This is a genomic window from Azospirillum sp. B4 (assembly GCF_000333275.1).
Taxonomy (GTDB): domain Bacteria; phylum Pseudomonadota; class Alphaproteobacteria; order Azospirillales; family Azospirillaceae; genus Nitrospirillum.
This window is the reverse complement of record NZ_BACU01000386.1, coordinates 1-15,451: the sequence shown is the minus strand read 5'-3', so window position 1 is coordinate 15,451 and position 15,451 is coordinate 1. Positions and strand designations below refer to the sequence as shown.

The window sequence follows — 15,451 nt, the reverse complement described above, 5'->3', positions numbered from 1 at the left end:
TCGCCGCCAGGCCGTCATCTCCGGCGTGTTCTCGCTGACCCGCCAGGCGGTGCAGCTGGGCTACATGCCCCGCATGGAAATCCGCCACACCTCGGAAAGCGAGATCGGCCAGGTCTATGTGCCCCGCATCAACTGGGCCCTGCTGGTGGCCGTGGTGGCGCTGGTCATCATGTTCGGCAGTTCCGCCAAGCTGACGGACGCCTATGGCCTGGCCGTCACCGGCAGCATGGCCATCACCACCATCATGGCCCTGTTCACCGCCCGCGACGTGTGGGGGTGGAGCCGGCCGCGCGCCGCCGTGGTCTTCGGTTTCTTCCTGTTCATCGATTTCAGCTTCCTGACCGCCAATTGCCTGAAGATTCCCCAGGGCGGCTGGCTGCCGCTGACGGTGGGCATGGGCGTGTTCCTGCTGGTTTCCACCTGGCGGCTGGGGCGCAAGGTGCTGTACGACCGTATCTATCGCGACGCCCTGCCCATGTCCCTGTTCCTGGAACGGGCGGACCGCACGCCGGTGCGCGTGGCCGGCACGGCGGTGTTCATGACCGGCAGCGTCGACAAGGTGCCCCACGCCCTGCTGCACAACCTGAAGCACAACAAGGTGCTGCATGAGCGCGTGGTGCTGATGCGGGTGCTGACCGAGGAGGTGCCGTGGGTGACGCGGGAGCGCCGCGTCTCTATGGAAAAGCTGGGCAAGGGCTTCTTCTCCGTCACCGCCCATTTCGGCTTCATGGAGCAGCCCAACGTGCCGCGCGCGCTGGCCGAATGCCGTCCGCTGGGACTGGCCATCGACCTGGCGGAGACCTCGTTCTTCCTGGGACGCGAGACGCTGGTGCCGTCCAGCCGCTCCGACCTCACGCGCTGGCAGGAGCAGGTTTTCATCGCCCTGTCCGCCACCGCCTTGTCGGCAACGACATTTTTCGACATTCCGCCCAATCGCGTGGTGGAATTGGGCACCCAAGTCGAAGTTTAATAGGCGCTTCGACCATTGGCGCTTCCGCGCCGAATAGCGAATCATTCTCGGGACTTAACCCGTATTCGGGGCGGTCCGTTGGTGCTATGCATGGCCCTCGCACTGGGCCCGCCTGAATAAGGAGAATAAGGTATGAAGGGCGATCCGCAGGTCATCGTTCACCTGAACAAGATCCTCACCAATGAGCTGACCGCCATCAACCAGTACTTCCTGCATGCCCGCATGCTGAAGAACTGGGGCCTGATGCGCCTGGCCAAGAAGGTCTATGACGAATCCATCGGCGAGATGAAGCACGCCGACAAGTTGATCGAGCGCATCCTGTTCCTGGAAGGCCTGCCCAACCTGCAGGACTTGCTGAAGTTGAAGATTGGCGAGGACGTGCCGGAGATGTTCGAAGGCGACCTGTCCATCGAGCGGCATAACCGCACCTGCCTGCAGGACGCCATGACCTATGCCGAGTCGGTGCGCGACTTCCAGAGCAAGGAGATCCTGCGTGAAATCCTGGAAGACACCGAAGAGCATATCGACTGGCTGGAAACCCAGCAGGACCTGATCCAGCGCGTCGGCCTGCAGAATTACCAGCAGGAACAGATGGGGTCGGGATCCTGATAAGGGTCCCCCCAGGCGCCGGCAGCCGTTGGCTGCGCCGGCCTTGTGACTTGGATGGCGCCACATCGTAAGTGGATGTGGTCACATCATACGACGGCATGAGGCTCAGCCTCATGCCGTTGGCATTTGGTACCTACGGCTTGCCGGTGACTGCCGGAGCCGGGTTCCGCGCCGTTTCGCGGCGCAGGGCGCTGATCTGTCGATAGATGGCCTGGCGCAGGCGGTTGACGGCGCCCAGCGGCTTGTGGTCCGGCAGGGCGTGCCAAGGGGAATAGGACAGGGCCTCGCACGCCACGTTCTGATCCGCCGTGTCGAAGGTCTGCTGTTCCACCGTGATGGTGGCGACGGGAACGAAGGGCGCCAGGGTCTCCGCCCATTCGTAACGGGAATCCTCCACGCTCATGGCGTCCGACGTGCGGGGCTGCACCATCAGTTCCATGCAGGCGCTGCCCGCCGCCAGCGTGGCGCTCATGGCGTGGCGCAGGTAGTTGGGATCGTCGCCGCCGGGGATGACCACGGGCCACTGCTGGCAGGGGCGGGCTGAATATTTCACCGCCTGCGCGTCCGCGCCCGTGCCCAGCTGGTAGGGCACCATGGACCAGTAGCGTGTGTTCAGCGGGTTGTCGATGAGGGAGCTGGCGGCGCCCACCGCGTTCATCGTGCCTTTCCAGCCGATGGCGGAGAATACCAGCAGGGGCTGCAGAAGCTTGGTCAGGCGGTCGTCGCTGTCGATATAACCCAACAGCGTCAGGTAATCGTCCGGGGATGCGACCAGGAAGGTGGGGTAGTTGATCAGGATGATGTCCTGCGACGGACGTTCACCAGGGGCGACGCTCAGCGGCTGGCCCGGCACATCATAGATCTTGATGGCCATGCCCCGGCCGTCTTTCTCATGGTCTGACCGCTGCGTCGCCTCGTTGGCGTTGGAAAAGCGGATGATGGCCGGATAGTCGGCCGCGGTGGCGAACAGGCCCCGCCGTAGGGCCTCGGGCACATCCGCGCGCACGGCGACGGTGGCCCGCACGCAGCCGTGGGCCTTGGCATGGGCGTCCCGCCGTACCGGGCCGGTGCCGTACAGGCGCATCAGATGGGCGTGGATGATCGCGGCCAGACGCGCCGCGTCGTCCACCTCATGCGGCGCCAATACCTCGCCCGGCCCGTTCGCCTCGGGATAGTCGGCTTCGGCGATGGGGCGGTAATAGGCGTCGCCCTTCTCCGAACAGGCGGCAACCAGGCAGAGGGCGGTGGCCGACAAGGTTTTCCGCAGGGCGGCCTTCCGGCCTTTTGACGGTGACAGGCGCACGGGACGCTCTCCCATAAAAGGCACAGAGCCGCGGGCGTTTCCGCTTCAACGCCCGCGGCTCCGGCCAGATATCATGCGCCCTGGCGGTCACAAGGTCTTCAGGTACTCGATCAGGGCCTTTTTTTGATCCGCGCTCAACTCGGTGCCGTAGGCGTGGCCGGTATGGCCGGCGTTCTTGTTGCCCGGCAGGCGGGTGTCGAACTCATAGGTCGGGTGCGACCCATCCTCGGCGGTGGAATAACCGACATCCACCGGATCGAACTCCCGGTTGCCGACGTGGAAGGTGGGCACGCGATCTTCCGCCGGGGTCAGCAGTTGGGCCAGCGACGGCACGGAGCCGTTGTGCAGGTAGGGGGCCGTGGCCCAGATCCCGGTCAAGGGACGCGCTTTGTAGGACCGCTGGTCGCCGATGTCCGGCACGCTGCCGCTGTAGGTCTTGCTCAAGCGCGCCGCCGCGATGGTCTTACCCATGTCTGAAAACAGGACGCCGGCCACCTGATCCACCAGCGCCACGGCGCGGGTGTCCAGCGTGGGGCCGTAGGACTTCCAGAACTCGACCACGTTCTGAGACTTGCCCTCCAGCTTGCCGCTTTTCCAGAAATTGGTGGTCTGGGTGTTGCGCTCCAGCATGTAGTTGTCGGCCATTGCCGGGTCGGTGCCCACCACTGACGTCTGGACCAGGACGGCGTCGTAGGACTTGCCTTCGTCCTCGAATTTCACGGGCTGATGGCACGAGGCGCAGTTCACTCCTTCCACGCTCTTGCCGGTGTAGATGGCCTCGCCCGCCTGGGCCAGCGCCTTGTCGATGGGGGGCAACACGCCCTCCGGCCAGCGGGGGGAGCGCAAGCCCGACAGCCATTTCTCGAGATGGCCAAGGTTGTTGGTCAGCACCGTGTTGGCGAAGCCGACGGTGGGGGTCGGCAGGTTCAGGGTCTCGAACGAGCCATCGGGCGTCGTCCACTGGCTCGGGTCCCGGGGCCGGACGTCGACGCGGCCATAGACGCCCAGCACCTCGCCCACGTTACGCCCCAGGGGGCCGACGCCCAGGCCCAGCACCGAGGTGTTCTCACCGAAGCCGTTCCATTGCACCCGGTCCGATTGTGGCGCCCCCCAGAGGAAGGGATAGCTGACCGGCGCGTTGGAAGGGGAGTAGTTGGCGTGCGCCACCGCGATGTTGGGACCGGTCACCTGGTTGAAAATGGCGCCGATGGCGTCAATGCGGCCGTTGCCGGGCAGAGGGACGTAGCCCTTGTGGTACACCTCGTCCCGGTTGATAGCCTTGGTGGGTTCGGTCTTGGCCTCGGCCGTCAGGGACTCGCGCACCGCGCGGTTGTTGGCGAGGTAGGCCTCATAGGTGGAGCCGCCCGAGGCGCGGGCCGTATCCACCACCGATTGCCCGCCCAGGCAGTCGCCCCCATGGCTGTCGCCGCACAGATTGTGCTTCAGATAGTCGCTGAGCCACATCTCGTGCTCCGCCATCTGGTTCTGCAGCTCGTTGCGCGCCTGGGGTGTATCCGCGGGCAGGAACTTGCGCTCCACCAGCGCCTTGACGAAGCGGTCGAACTTGGCCGGCTGTTCCGAGGTCGTGACCAGGGCGTCCAGCATGTCCATGTTCAGGTGGTAGAAATCGGCCAGGGAGGGGGCGCCGTCGATGATCACCGCCTTGCCCTGGTAGGTGACCTCGTTGCTGTGGCATGCCGCGCAGTTGGGGCCGGCCCAGGCGATGCCGGGCTTGCCGTTCTTGTCGGTCAGCGGGGGCGACACGGTGAAGCCGATGGGCAAGCCATCGGGGTTCCACACGCTCTTGGGGGCGGGGATGTAGCCCAGGCGCGCCATATTCTCCGGGGCGATGAACGGGGTTTCGCTACCCGATTGCTCCAGCGCCAGCAGCCAGCCGTAAGGGATCATCCACGAGCCTTGGGGCGTGAACCAGAAGGCCTGGCGCTGTTCCAGCGTCCAGCCCTGGTCAATCCCGTACCAGCTGCCCCAGGTATCCGGCGTCGGCAACCGCTGCACCGCCCCGGTGGCGGGCTTGTCCGACCAGGACGGCAGGGGCAGGGTGCCCGTCTTGCTGGTGCCGATCTGGATCGTATCGTTGGAGCCGCCGCAGCTGGTCAGCAGCAGCAGGGCGGTGAGCGGAAGGGCGGCCAGCCGGCGTGAGCCTTGAGTGGACTGCATGAGGGTCGTCCCGTGGTGACTTGTTAATTTCTTGAACGGATAAGGATGTGACCTAATTCTCTATCGCACGCTATAAGAGCATGTAAAAGGAAAAATTCCACCATAATGACTGTCATGGATCAGTCGGGGTTGGGGTGGGGCGACCCGGGTGCGCAGGTTGTCGTTTTGTGACAATGAGTGGTTGCGGCGGCGGCGGCCCGAAAGCCGTGGTATCCCGTCTCATCACGGCCGTTCCCCGAGATGATGCGATGATCGCCCGACTGCCCCCCATCCCCCGTCGCTCGGCAACGCGTCGGGCCGTGATATGGGGGGCCGTGATGCTGGGGGCGCTGGGGGGGATGTCGCCCGTTGCCCGCGCGCAAGGCGCCCCCCTGGCGGTGACGGCCATAGGCGAGCTACCAGGCTTCCAGCCGCGGGAGGTGGCGCCCTTCCTGGCCATCGTGATGAACACCGCCGGCAAGAACACGCCCGGCGGCGGGCAGTCCTTCGCCGCCGTCGGCCCCATCCCGTCCGCGCCACCCGACCGGGCCGCACCCGACCGGGTGGAATGGACCTTCCGCCCCAATCCTTACGCCGGGGGCGCTTCCCGTACTTTGGGTCCGCCACGCTCCACCGCCAGCCGCCTGTTCGGGGTGCACCGCCTCATCTCCGTGGAACTGCGGCTTTACCGGGATGGCCGCTACCAGACCCAGGTCTTCGGCCAGGTGGAGGTGCAGGGTGGCCGCCGGGATGCCGATTTGCAGACCTTCGTGTGCGATATGACCCGGCGTCTGCTGGACGCGGCGGCGCAATGAGGGGGCGGCGCAATGAGGGGGTGGCGATGATCCTGCGGGCCGCCCTGGTATCCACGGGCCTGCTGCTGGCGTTGGCGCGACCCGCCGTCGCGCAGGACGGCGATACGGCCACCCTTCCCACCGCCGATCCGGCGCCGCCCGGCTTCTGGCAGCGGGACAGCCTGACGGGCGACTGGGGCGGCCTGCGCACCCGCCTGTTGGACGATGGCCTGTCCCTGAACCTAGTCTACGTGGGGGAGGTGCTGGGCCTGACCGACGGCGGCGTGCGCCGTGCCACGGTGGGCGAGGGCCGGCTGGAGGCGACGGTGGAACTGGACGCCCAGACGGCGTTCGGCTGGCACGGCCTGCTGCTGCACGCCACCGCCTATGGCATCCATGGCGCCGGGCTCAGCCGCTGCTGCCTCCAGAACATCGCCACCGTCAGCAATATCGAGGCGCTGCCCGGTCCCCGCCTGTTCACCCTATGGGCGCAGCAGTCGCTGTGGGAAGGCCGCGCCTCCGTCCGCCTGGGCCAACTGGCGGCGGATGATGAGTTCGTCACCAGTCGCGGCGCCGCCCTGTTCGTCAACGGCACCTTCGGCTGGCAGGCCATCACCGGCGCCGACCTGCCCGGCGGCGGGCCGGCCTATCCCCTGGCCACGCCCGGCGCCCGTGTCCAGGTTTCGGCCACGCCGGACCTGTCGGTGCTGGGGGCGGTCTTCGCCGGCAACCCCGCCGGTGCCGCCGTGGGCGACCCCCAGGTCCAGGACCCCAGCGGCACCACCTTCAGCGTCTCCGGCGGTGTCTTCGCCATCGTCGAAGCCCAATACCAGCCGGCCGAAGGCGGCGCCCTGTGGGGGGACGGCGGCCAGGGCCCCGCGTTGAAGCTGGGCGCCTGGTTCCATGGCGGCCATTTCCATGACCTGCGCCGCGCCGCCAATGGCCTGCCCCTGGCCGACCCCCATTCCGACGGCGTGGCGGCGACCCGGGTGGACGACTGGGGCGTCTACGGGGTAGCCGACGTCCAGCTGACGCACAGCGGGGAGAAGCCGGAGGGCGGCCTGGCCGCCTTCCTGCGCCTGGCCACTGCGCCGGCCGACCGCAACCTCATCGGCTTCTACGCCGATGGCGGCCTGACGTGGAAGGGCCCGCTGCCCGGCCGGCCCGACGACACGCTGGGCCTGGCCGCCGCCTTTGCCCAGATCGGCGCCGCCGCCGCCGGCCTGGACCAGGACTATCGCCAGTATGGCCGGCCTTACAATCCGGTGCGCGACCATGAACTGGTGCTGGAATTGAGCTACCAGGCCGTGGTCGCCGGCTGGGCCACGGTGCAGCCGGACGTGCAGTACGTCGTCCACCCCGGTGGTCACGTGCTGGCGCCTGGCCGCACCACGCCGGTGGGTGATGGCCTGGTGCTGGGCCTGCGCACCAGCGTGCGGCTGTAGGCGGGGGGCTACAGCCCGCCCGGCAGCTTGGACCGCATGGCGTCCTTCCGGTCCAGCGTGCGCCCGTCGATGATGAAGGTGCCGTCGCCCACGGCGTGCAGCATCCGCCGTTCCCGGCGGGCGCTATCGATATGGGCGGCCACGCCCTCCAGCACGACGATGTTGTGCCGCTCCACGATGTCCACCACCCGGGCCTCGATATTGGCCAGGCATTGGCTGATCAGGGGGGCGCGGACATGCCGGGCCCGGGCCCGGGTCAGGCCGAACCTCTCGAACTTGTCCGTATCCCTGCCGGTGCAGGTGCCGATGCCGACGACCGTGTCGATCAGGTCGGCGGTGGGGATGGCCAGCACGCATTCCCGGGTGTCCGTCAGCGCGGCATAGGAATGGTTCCACGGCCCGGTGGTGATGGCGAACCGGGCGGCGAAGTCCAGCACCATGGTCCAGGTGATGGTCATCACGTTGTCCGTGCGGCCGTCGTTGGTGGTGACCAGGACCACGGGGCCCGGTTCCAACAGCGTGAACGCCCGGCTGAGCGGCAGAACCTCCATGGTCCTCTCCATCCCGATGGTACATCGTCCTTGGCGTGGCCGGCTGTGGGCCAGCGGCCCCAGATGCCGTTATACTCCCACCGGTGCGATGGTGCGCCAAGTGGATCGGAGGGGGGACGCGTGCGGCGGGTGCGGATGGGGATGCTGTTGCTCGTCGGCGTCTTGGCCTGGGGGTGGCCTCCGGCCCGCGCCGACCTGTCCCCGGTCCTTCCCGCCTGGCTCGCCGCCCATGTCGGGGAGGATGAGGGCCAGATCGCCCTGCCGGTCCTGGCCCGGGCGCGCGCGCTCTACCTACGCAAGGTGGCCGGCGGCGTGGTGCGCAACCCCTGCTACCTGGCCATGGACGCCACCCGCCCAAACACTGCGCCCGACGGCGGGCCAGGGCGCCGCTTCTACGTGATCTGCGAGGCGGAACGGACCTTCCAGGCCATCGCCGCCGGCCACGGCGCCGGCCGCCGCCTGGATGGCCTGGCCGACTTCGCCAATGGGCGGGAGTGCGCGCGCAACTTCGGCAATGCGCAGGATTCGGAACTGACGGCCGGCGGCGCCTATGTCACCGCCGAGATCAAGGACAGCTTCAAGGGCTATTACCGCGCGGCTGACGGACAGGACGCGCCGCTGGTGCGCCCCTTCCTCCAGTTCGATGGCGAGGGCGACACCGCCAACGCCCGGCCCCGCGCCATCGGCGGCCACGCCGCCGTCACGCTCAAGGGCCTGTGCCGGCGCAAGGATCCCATCAGCCCCCATGCCAACCACGACGGCTACGTCATCCAGGGCACGCTGGTCGATTACACCGGCGGCCGCAGCAACGGCTGCACCAGCTGGTCGCCATCGGATGCCGCCTACCTCGTCGCCCTGGCCAAGGACGATCCCACGACGCTGTACATCTACCCCGAGGCCGCCGACATCGCCGCCGTCGCCCACCGGGTGGCGGGCGCCTACTGGAACGCCACCTGCCTGCGCGACATCGGCACGCCGGCCTATTGGTCCAACGAGGCCCTGGCGCCGCTGATCGCGCGCTACCGCCGCGACCACCCACCCCCGCCGCCCCGGCCGCTGCCGTTCTGCGCGGCGGGGTGAGCCCGCACGCCGCGCTTGACGCATTGGGACGGTTGTCCTAGTTTCTCGATTGGGACGACCGTCCTACTGGCGTCGCCCGGGTGGCGGCGCTGGCGGGATGGCGGTGAATGCGGGAAAGGGGCGGGGGCCATGGCGGGCCAGGCGACGCGGGACCAGATCATCCGGTGCGCGGATCGGCTGTTCTATGAGAACGGGTTTGAGCACACCTCGTTCGCCGACATCGCCACGGCCGTGGGCATCTCGCGCGGCAATTTCTATTACCACTTCAAGACCAAGGATGAGATCCTGGACGCGGTGATCGCCCGGCGGCTGGATGACACCCAGGCCCTGCTGGCGCGGTGGGAGGCGGGTGGCGCCACCCCGGCGGACCGCATCCGCAGCTTCATCCACATCCTGATCGCCAACCAGGCCCAGATCATGCTGTACGGCTGCCCCGTGGGCACGCTGTCCACGGAACTGGCGAAGCTGGGCCATGGTGCCCAGGGACAGGCGACGAAGCTGTTCACCCTGTTCCGCGATTGGCTGGCCCGCCAGTTCACCGCCCTGGGCCGGGCGGACGCGGCGGATGGCCTGGCCCTGCATCTGCTGGCGCGCAGCCAGGGGGTGGCCACCCTGGCCCAGGCCTTCCGCGACGACGCTTTCGTCCGGCAGGAGGTGCGGCTGCTGGAAGATTGGCTGGACGCGCGGGCCACCGGCGCCTGAGACCAGCGGGATAATGAAAGGGGGAAGCCCATGTTCCTGGTGACATTGACGTTTTCCGACAACAGGGCCCAGGCCGCCCAGCATATGGACGGCCACAACGCCTGGCTGCGCCAGGGCTTCGACGACGGCGTGTTCCTGCTGTCGGGCAGCCTTCAGCCCAGGCTCGGTGGCGCCATCCTGGCCCACGCCACCACCCTGGCGGACCTGCAGGCCCGGGTGGCCGGCGACCCCTTCGTCGCCCACGGCGTGGTGGCGGCGGCGGTGGCGGAGATCACGCCCGCCAGGGCCGACGACCGCCTGGCCTTCCTGCTGGACTGACGGGGGCCGCCATGACCCTGACCACCTCCGCGCCGGACGGCCGCCCCCGTTGCCGCTGGTGTGACGCGGCCCCGGAATTCCTGCACTACCACGACCACGAATGGGGCTTCCCCGTGGGCGATGACCAGCGGCTGTTTGAGAAGCTGTGCCTGGAAGGCTTCCAGTCGGGCTTGAGTTGGCGCACCATCCTGGCCAAGCGCGATAACTTCCGCGCCGCCTTCCATGACTTCGATTTCAACCGGATCGCCCCTTCACCCAGGCCGACGTCGCCCGCCTGCTGAGGGACGAGGGCATCATCCGCCACCGTGGCAAGATCGAGGCCGTCATCAACAACGCCGCCCGCGCCCAGGACTTGGTGCGGGAGCAAGGATCGCTGGCCGCCTACCTCTGGCGCTTCGAGCCCCGGCCCCAGGACCGCGCCTCACCCCAGACCGCCTCCACCTCCCCGGCCTCCATCGCCCTGTCCAAGGACCTGAAGAAACGCGGCTGGAAATTCGTCGGCCCCACCACCGTCTTCGCCTTCATGCAGGCCATGGGGCTGATCAATGACCACGCTGAAGGATGCGTGGTGCGGGAGGAGGTGGAGCGGGCGCGGGGGGTGTTCAGGCGGCCGGGGTGAGGGAGTGAGGGTAAAGAGATGGGATTTGAGAAGAGACCTATTATTTCCGTTCTTTATTCTCGTCCATTCTAGGGATTGCAACCAAGGAAACTAGCTCAAATTTATCTTCCGTATCGCCAGAGTATTCTTTTATCTCAACGGTGACGCTGATGGTTGCAATATAGGGATCGCCAACGGTAGCCTTATTTCCGATGTCGGCGAGGCATTTTTGAGATATTTTTCCCCGATATGTATGTTCATTCGCTTCGAGCATGAAATATCTCGTTCTAAGACTAAGGCCAATTAGTTTTCCGACTACGGACAGTTGGTCTCCATCGTATATATTTTCTTTTTCTAGAGTTGAAAGAATTTCGGTCGCCTCTTGATATGTTATCTTTGCGGAGCGCGGTGATAGGTCGCCAGGCACAGCCGAACTGAATGTGACATCAACCTCAGCCAAAGATAGCGCCTTTGTAAAAGATTTATAGTGTGCGACGGCCCGTGCTCCGAGCGGTGATATCGCAATTCGAAGGTTATCTTTCTGATGCTTGGCCTTTAGAATTTCGTCGAGTTTTTCAAAGACGTGACCAGATAGAGATTCTCCCAATAAGTCTGCCTCCTTAGCTTCTAGGCGAATGCCAAAGGAAGACGGGTAGGCTGCAATGGCATCTAATTGTACCTTAGATCTAATAGAATCAGAAATCCGACCGCGGGTAGATGTGTTATTTTCAAGGGCTGCGGCAATCGAATCGACAAGATGCTGTAGCGCTTGCAGTGCTTTCCCAAGTACCGTAACGGGAATAATTCCATTATCAGTCCCATGTGTTCTGATAAATCTTACATCGGTCATGGGGCGGCGGTGTCGATTTGCGGCAATCTCAATTGGGAGTTTTGTCTTACCTTCAAAAGACAGAATCTGATTAAAAATCCAGGAATCTCGCGGCAGTTCCTGGAAAAGTAATTTTTGATCATCTAAGGTTCCTTGAGGAAGCCATTCGCTTGGGATCTCAGATGTCTTCAAAACTCTTATGGCTTCTTGGTTTTCGATATTTTCCCTAGCCTTCGAGGTTAATAAATATGGTGTGTTTTCTTCTTTGAAGTAATCGCCAAAATAACTGGCGTGAGATCGGATTTTTAAGTAATCGAAAATTGATACGGGGGCGTACAGCCAAGTTGTCGAATCTTCGCTTTCTTCGACATTAAGCGCAAGATAGTATCTGCCACTGTCCCCTTTGCCGAAAAACAGACGATCCCCGTCGTAGTATATAATAGTATCAATTATTTTAATTGATCTTTCCATCACACCACCTTAAAAAGCAAATGCCGATGGAATTCAATTGGAGGCCACCATGACCAGTGTCCTGGACCATTGGTCTGCTGCATTAGGCCAGCATTAACAACGCCAAATGCGATTAAACGCCCCGTCATTGATGGGATGTTTTTGCGTACCGATTTCGCATGCTCCTCTGTCTCCCATAAAGAAATGGAGCTTCTTTGGCATGAGTCCTTACTCCTGTGCGCTCCTTCTTCTTCCGTAGTCTTAAAATCGGCAGACTGGACGGGGTTATTTTTGACGAGCCTATATAGAGTTCGAGCTTGGCTCGATGCTGCAGGGGGAGGGCACAAAGGGTGCCTATGCCCCGTTGTCATCAATGCCAGAGTGGCAGGGGGTGACGCTAACACGGTGCTCGTGACAGTGGTACTGTTAACGACTATAGGGAGGCCATTTTTTGACGATGGTTTGGCTTGGGGCGAATTTTTATTGCCAAAATTATCTTTCTTCATAAAATATTCTCCCAAAAGACGAGATCATCAGCGTACGCATAATATTAACGTGTTTCAACCGTAATTATATTATCTCGAGGGTTGTTGTAAGTGTTGGTCGCTAGATAAAGCTGTTGTTTTTGGCGCTTCTCCAACTGTACCCCACCCATCCGCGAATGCCTCGCAGAATCAGTCTTGCCACTGCGAACGCCTCTCAGTATCTTAGGCCCCAGATCAGGCTCTGGGTGGGTGCTCGCGTCATGTATGTCTGCGTCTGTAACGCCATCAACTGCCGCACCGTCCGCACCCATATCGGCGCGGGGGCGCAGAGCGTTGGGGCGGTGTTCAAGGCGCAGGGGTGCTCGCCCCGCTGCGGCAAGTGCTTCGACACCATGCGTGAGATGATCCAGGAAGGCGAGGCGGCCAACACCTCCGAGCCCATGCTGCGCGCGGCGGAGTAAGCGCGCGCCCGCACCTCCGCCTCTTCTCCGGAACACGCCCAAAGGAAAAAGCCACCGACCCGGCTGGGGATCGGTGGCTTTGTCGCTTCCGGGGCCGGGTCCGGGCCTGGGTGCCGGTCGCCCGCCTTACGGCGTCCCGGCCGCCGTTCCACCGCCCGCCGTGACGGCGGTCGCGCCGCCGGCTGGCCGCAGGGTGCGGTCGAAGAAGTCCAGCATGGTGTTGTAGCGGTGGATGTTGGCGTAGGTGTCGTAGAAGCCGTGGCGCTGGCCCGGATAGGTCATCAGGTCAAACCGCGTCCCCTGCTGCTGCAAGGCGCGCAGCAGCTTGGTGGTGTTGTCGAAGAAGACGTTGTCGTCGGCCATGCCGTGGATCAGCATCAGGCGGCCCTGTATGTTCTTCAGGTCCTTGAAGACGGATGAGTCCTCATACGCGGTGCCGTCCTTGGGATCGCCCAGGTAGCGTTCGGTATAGGCGGTGTCGTACAGGCGCCAGTCGGTCACCGGGGCGCCGGCGGCCCCGGCGGCGAACACGCCGGGCGCGCGGGTCAGCATGATGATGGTCATGAAGCCGCCGTGGCTGTGGCCGTAGAAGCCCAGGTGCTGGCCGTCCACGAAGGGCAGGGACTTCAGGAAGTCGGCGCCCTTCACCTGGTCCGCCACCTCGACCGAGCCGAAATGGTGGTACGTGGCCGACAGGAAGGCCTGGCCCCGGTGCGGCGTGCCCCGGTTGTCCAGCACCATGACGACGTAGCCGTTGCGGGCCAGCACCTGGTTGAAGCCGGTCTGCGCGTCGCCCCAGGCGTGGGTCACCAGGGCCGCCGCCGGGCCGCCATAGGCGTTGACGATGGCGGGGTACTTCTTGCCGCTCGTCTTGGCCGCCTCGCGGGCCCCCGGGGGCACCAGCAGCATGTAATGCAGGTCGCTGCCGTCGTCGGCCTTCAGCACGCCGAACTCCGGCTGGATTTCGCCGGCGAGATAGGGGGCGAAGGGGTGGTTCCCATCCAGCTTGTTCTCGATCAGCCAGGTGACGCGGTTGCCCTTGGCGTCGTCCACCGACAGCTGCGGCGGCTGGTGCGGGCCGGAATAGCTGTGCAGCCAGGTGCCGCCCTTGGCCGCCATCACCGCGCCGTGCCAGCCGTCCTCATGGGTCAGGGCCGTCACCTCGCCGGTGCTCAGGCGCACGGAATAGACATGGTGGTCCAGCGGCCCCTCGCGGAAGCCGGTGAAGAAGACGCGTCCCGCCGCCTCGTCCACCCCGGCCACGGCGTCCACCGCCCAGTCGCCCCGGGTCAGGGCCCGGCACTTGGCCGCCTCATGGTCGCACAGGTAGAGGTGCTTGTAGCCCGTGCGCTCCGACGCCCACAGGATGCGGCCGTCGGCCAGCGCCCGCAGGTCCTCATGCAGGTTCAGGAAGGTCTTGCTCTCTTCCGTCAGCAGGGTGCGCCTGGCGCCGGTGGCGGGGTTGACGGCCAGCAGGTCCAGCCGCTTCTGGTCGCGGCTCAGGCGCTGGACCAGCACCTCCGACCCGTCGCGGCGCCAGTCCACGCGGGCCAGGTAATAGCCGGCGGGGTCGCCCAGGTCGACGCTGGCGACCTTGCCGGAGGCCAGGTCCATCACCCGCAGCGTCACCTTGGCGTTGGCGCCGCCGGCGAAGGGATAGCGCTGTGGCACCACCGTCACGCCCTCGGCGCCATAGTCATAGCGGCTGACCAGCGGCACGGCGGACTCGTCCACGCGGGTATAGGCGATATAGCGGGCGCCGGGCGACCACCAGTAACCGGTGTTGCGCTTCAGCTCCTCCTGCGCCACGAACTCCGCCGTGCCATAGGACAGGGTGCCGCCGCCGTCCTGGGTCAGCGCCCGTTCCTGGCCCTTGGCCAGGTCATAGACGTACAGGTTGTTGCCGCGGACATAGCTGACCAGGGTGCCGCCGGGGGCGAAGCGGGCGTCGATCGCCGCGTCCTTGGTGGTGGCGCTGTCGGTGATGCGCCGGGGAGAGCCGCCCAGCGGCAACACGAAGACGTCGCCCGCCATGGGGAACAGCAGGGTCTTGCCCTCCTCATCCCAACCATAGTCGACGATGCCGGTGTCGCGGATGCGCTGGCGCTCCCGCCGGCCGCGCTCCTCCTCGCTTTCCTTGGCGCTGAACTGGTTGCTGTCGACAAGCAGGCGATGCTCGCCCGCCTTTATGTCATATGCCCACAGGTCGGTCTTGTTGGCGTCGTCGGCCTTGGCCTTCAGATAGGTCACCAGGCCGCCGTCGGGGGAGAACTTAACGCCGCGCGCCCGGGGTCCGTTCAGCGCCGGGCTGGCCAGCATGCGCTCCACCGTCAGGGGGCTGCCGGTGGCCGCCGGCGCCTCGGCCGCCAGCAGGGGCGCCGCCGACAGGGCGCTTGCAAGGACTCCGCCCGCCAACACACCGCTGGCCAACACACCGCCGGCCAGCAGGCCGCGCCAGACGCCCATCGCCGCGCCGCTCCGGCTGGCGCGCCCCATCATACCCATATCGTCCTCCCGGGCGGCGCGCGCTTGCCTGCCGGCGCCGCTGGTTACAGGCCCAAACTGGCCGGCACCGTATCGAAGCGCCCCGGGGCTGTAAACGGTTGGCCGTCCCGACCGGCCGGCCCGGCCGTGGGGCTCGGCCGTGGGGCCCCTGGGGGCCGTGTCGCGACACGATGGCCAAGGCCTTGTTTGAAATG

15 protein-coding genes are annotated in these 15,451 nt (G+C 65.4%); 10 read left to right on the top strand and 5 right to left on the bottom strand.

The annotated features are described in order from the left end of the window. Together I55_RS17155 and bfr are read left to right on the top strand one after the other, a co-directional pair. The coding region (locus I55_RS17155) for a KUP/HAK/KT family potassium transporter (protein ID WP_044561797.1) at positions 1–970 on the top strand (970 nt) is incomplete at its 5' end. A gap of 132 nt (positions 971–1,102) precedes the next feature. Beyond that, positions 1,103–1,579 (top strand): bacterioferritin, encoded by a 477-nt coding sequence (bfr, locus tag I55_RS17150; protein WP_044561796.1) that lies wholly within the window; start codon positions 1,103–1,105, stop codon positions 1,577–1,579. Positions 1,580–1,712: 133 nt separating this feature from the next. Here the strand turns inward: bfr and I55_RS17145 are convergent, their stop codons facing one another. Then, a complete protein-coding gene (locus I55_RS17145) occupies positions 1,713–2,834 on the bottom strand; it encodes a catalase family protein (RefSeq protein ID WP_159107222.1) in 1,122 nt (373 codons plus the stop codon). A gap of 135 nt (positions 2,835–2,969) precedes the next feature. Continuing rightward, positions 2,970–5,060 (bottom strand): di-heme-cytochrome C peroxidase, encoded by a 2,091-nt coding sequence (locus I55_RS17140; RefSeq protein WP_044561794.1) that lies wholly within the window; start codon positions 5,058–5,060, stop codon positions 2,970–2,972. A 317-nt stretch (positions 5,061–5,377) separates the two neighbouring features. Here I55_RS17140 and I55_RS37130 point away from each other — a divergent pair, with 317 nt between their 5' ends. Next, positions 5,378–5,854, top strand: a complete 477-nt coding sequence (locus I55_RS37130; RefSeq protein ID WP_044561793.1) for a hypothetical protein — start codon at positions 5,378–5,380, stop codon at positions 5,852–5,854. A gap of 26 nt (positions 5,855–5,880) precedes the next feature. Further along, positions 5,881–7,278 carry a carbohydrate porin gene (locus I55_RS17130; RefSeq protein ID WP_049974219.1) on the top strand — a complete coding sequence of 466 codons (1,398 nt, stop codon included), beginning with the start codon at positions 5,881–5,883 and terminating at the stop codon, positions 7,276–7,278. An 8-nt stretch (positions 7,279–7,286) separates the two neighbouring features. Here the strand turns inward: I55_RS17130 and I55_RS17125 are convergent, their stop codons facing one another. Beyond that, positions 7,287–7,829 (bottom strand): flavin reductase family protein, encoded by a 543-nt coding sequence (locus I55_RS17125; RefSeq protein WP_085940037.1) that lies wholly within the window; start codon positions 7,827–7,829, stop codon positions 7,287–7,289. A 141-nt stretch (positions 7,830–7,970) separates the two neighbouring features. Here I55_RS17125 and I55_RS17120 point away from each other — a divergent pair, with 141 nt between their 5' ends. From I55_RS17120 to I55_RS39340, 5 genes are all read left to right on the top strand, one after another. Then, a complete protein-coding gene (locus I55_RS17120; RefSeq protein ID WP_199902621.1) occupies positions 7,971–8,909 on the top strand; it encodes a hypothetical protein in 939 nt (312 codons plus the stop codon). 129 nt (positions 8,910–9,038) lie between these two features. Then, the gene (locus I55_RS17115; RefSeq protein WP_044561791.1) at positions 9,039–9,611 is read left to right on the top strand and encodes a TetR/AcrR family transcriptional regulator; all 573 of its coding nucleotides are present in this window, start codon (positions 9,039–9,041) and stop codon (positions 9,609–9,611) included. Positions 9,612–9,641: 30 nt separating this feature from the next. Beyond that, positions 9,642–9,929, top strand: a complete 288-nt coding sequence (locus tag I55_RS17110) for a YciI family protein (RefSeq protein ID WP_044561790.1) — start codon at positions 9,642–9,644, stop codon at positions 9,927–9,929. Between the two features lie 11 nt (positions 9,930–9,940). After that, a complete protein-coding gene (locus I55_RS39345) occupies positions 9,941–10,210 on the top strand; it encodes a DNA-3-methyladenine glycosylase I (protein ID WP_307718715.1) in 270 nt (89 codons plus the stop codon). Then, on the top strand, positions 10,204–10,548 hold the full coding sequence (locus I55_RS39340) for a DNA-3-methyladenine glycosylase I (RefSeq protein ID WP_307718716.1): 345 nt from the start codon (positions 10,204–10,206) through the stop codon (positions 10,546–10,548). Before I55_RS39345 ends, I55_RS39340 begins: the two co-directional genes overlap by 7 nt. Before the next feature lie 40 nt (positions 10,549–10,588). Here I55_RS39340 and I55_RS36065 read toward each other — a convergent pair whose 3' ends face one another. Beyond that, entirely contained in the window at positions 10,589–11,827 is a 1,239-nt protein-coding gene (locus I55_RS36065; protein ID WP_148293793.1) for a DUF6575 domain-containing protein, read from the bottom strand. 724 nt (positions 11,828–12,551) lie between these two features. Between I55_RS36065 and I55_RS17100 the strand changes: the two genes are divergently transcribed. Beyond that, positions 12,552–12,752 carry a bacterioferritin-associated ferredoxin gene (locus I55_RS17100; protein WP_044561789.1) on the top strand — a complete coding sequence of 67 codons (201 nt, stop codon included), beginning with the start codon at positions 12,552–12,554 and terminating at the stop codon, positions 12,750–12,752. Positions 12,753–12,878: 126 nt separating this feature from the next. Here the strand turns inward: I55_RS17100 and I55_RS17095 are convergent, their stop codons facing one another. Continuing rightward, positions 12,879–15,251: a S9 family peptidase gene (locus I55_RS17095; RefSeq protein WP_159107221.1), complete on the bottom strand. Its 2,373-nt coding sequence runs from the start codon at positions 15,249–15,251 to the stop codon at positions 12,879–12,881. Between the last annotated feature and the right edge of the window lie 200 nt (positions 15,252–15,451).

Bases quoted from the DNA above. Each gene is read 5' to 3' on its own strand.
- bfr (WP_044561796.1), top strand. From the start codon at position 1,103: ATGAAGGGCGATCCGCAGGTCATCGTTCACCTGAACAAGATCCTCACC.
- I55_RS17140 (WP_044561794.1), bottom strand. From the start codon at position 5,060: ATGCAGTCCACTCAAGGCTCACGCCGGCTGGCCGCCCTTCCGCTCACC.
- I55_RS37130 (WP_044561793.1), top strand. From the start codon at position 5,378: ATGCTGGGGGCGCTGGGGGGGATGTCGCCCGTTGCCCGCGCGCAAGGC.
- I55_RS17130 (WP_049974219.1), top strand. From the start codon at position 5,881: ATGATCCTGCGGGCCGCCCTGGTATCCACGGGCCTGCTGCTGGCGTTG.
- I55_RS17125 (WP_085940037.1), bottom strand. From the start codon at position 7,829: ATGGAGGTTCTGCCGCTCAGCCGGGCGTTCACGCTGTTGGAACCGGGC.
- I55_RS17120 (WP_199902621.1), top strand. From the start codon at position 7,971: ATGCTGTTGCTCGTCGGCGTCTTGGCCTGGGGGTGGCCTCCGGCCCGC.
- I55_RS17115 (WP_044561791.1), top strand. From the start codon at position 9,039: ATGGCGGGCCAGGCGACGCGGGACCAGATCATCCGGTGCGCGGATCGG.
- I55_RS17110 (WP_044561790.1), top strand. From the start codon at position 9,642: ATGTTCCTGGTGACATTGACGTTTTCCGACAACAGGGCCCAGGCCGCC.
- I55_RS39345 (WP_307718715.1), top strand. From the start codon at position 9,941: ATGACCCTGACCACCTCCGCGCCGGACGGCCGCCCCCGTTGCCGCTGG.
- I55_RS36065 (WP_148293793.1), bottom strand. From the start codon at position 11,827: ATGGAAAGATCAATTAAAATAATTGATACTATTATATACTACGACGGG.
- I55_RS17100 (WP_044561789.1), top strand. From the start codon at position 12,552: ATGTATGTCTGCGTCTGTAACGCCATCAACTGCCGCACCGTCCGCACC.
- I55_RS17095 (WP_159107221.1), bottom strand. From the start codon at position 15,251: ATGATGGGGCGCGCCAGCCGGAGCGGCGCGGCGATGGGCGTCTGGCGC.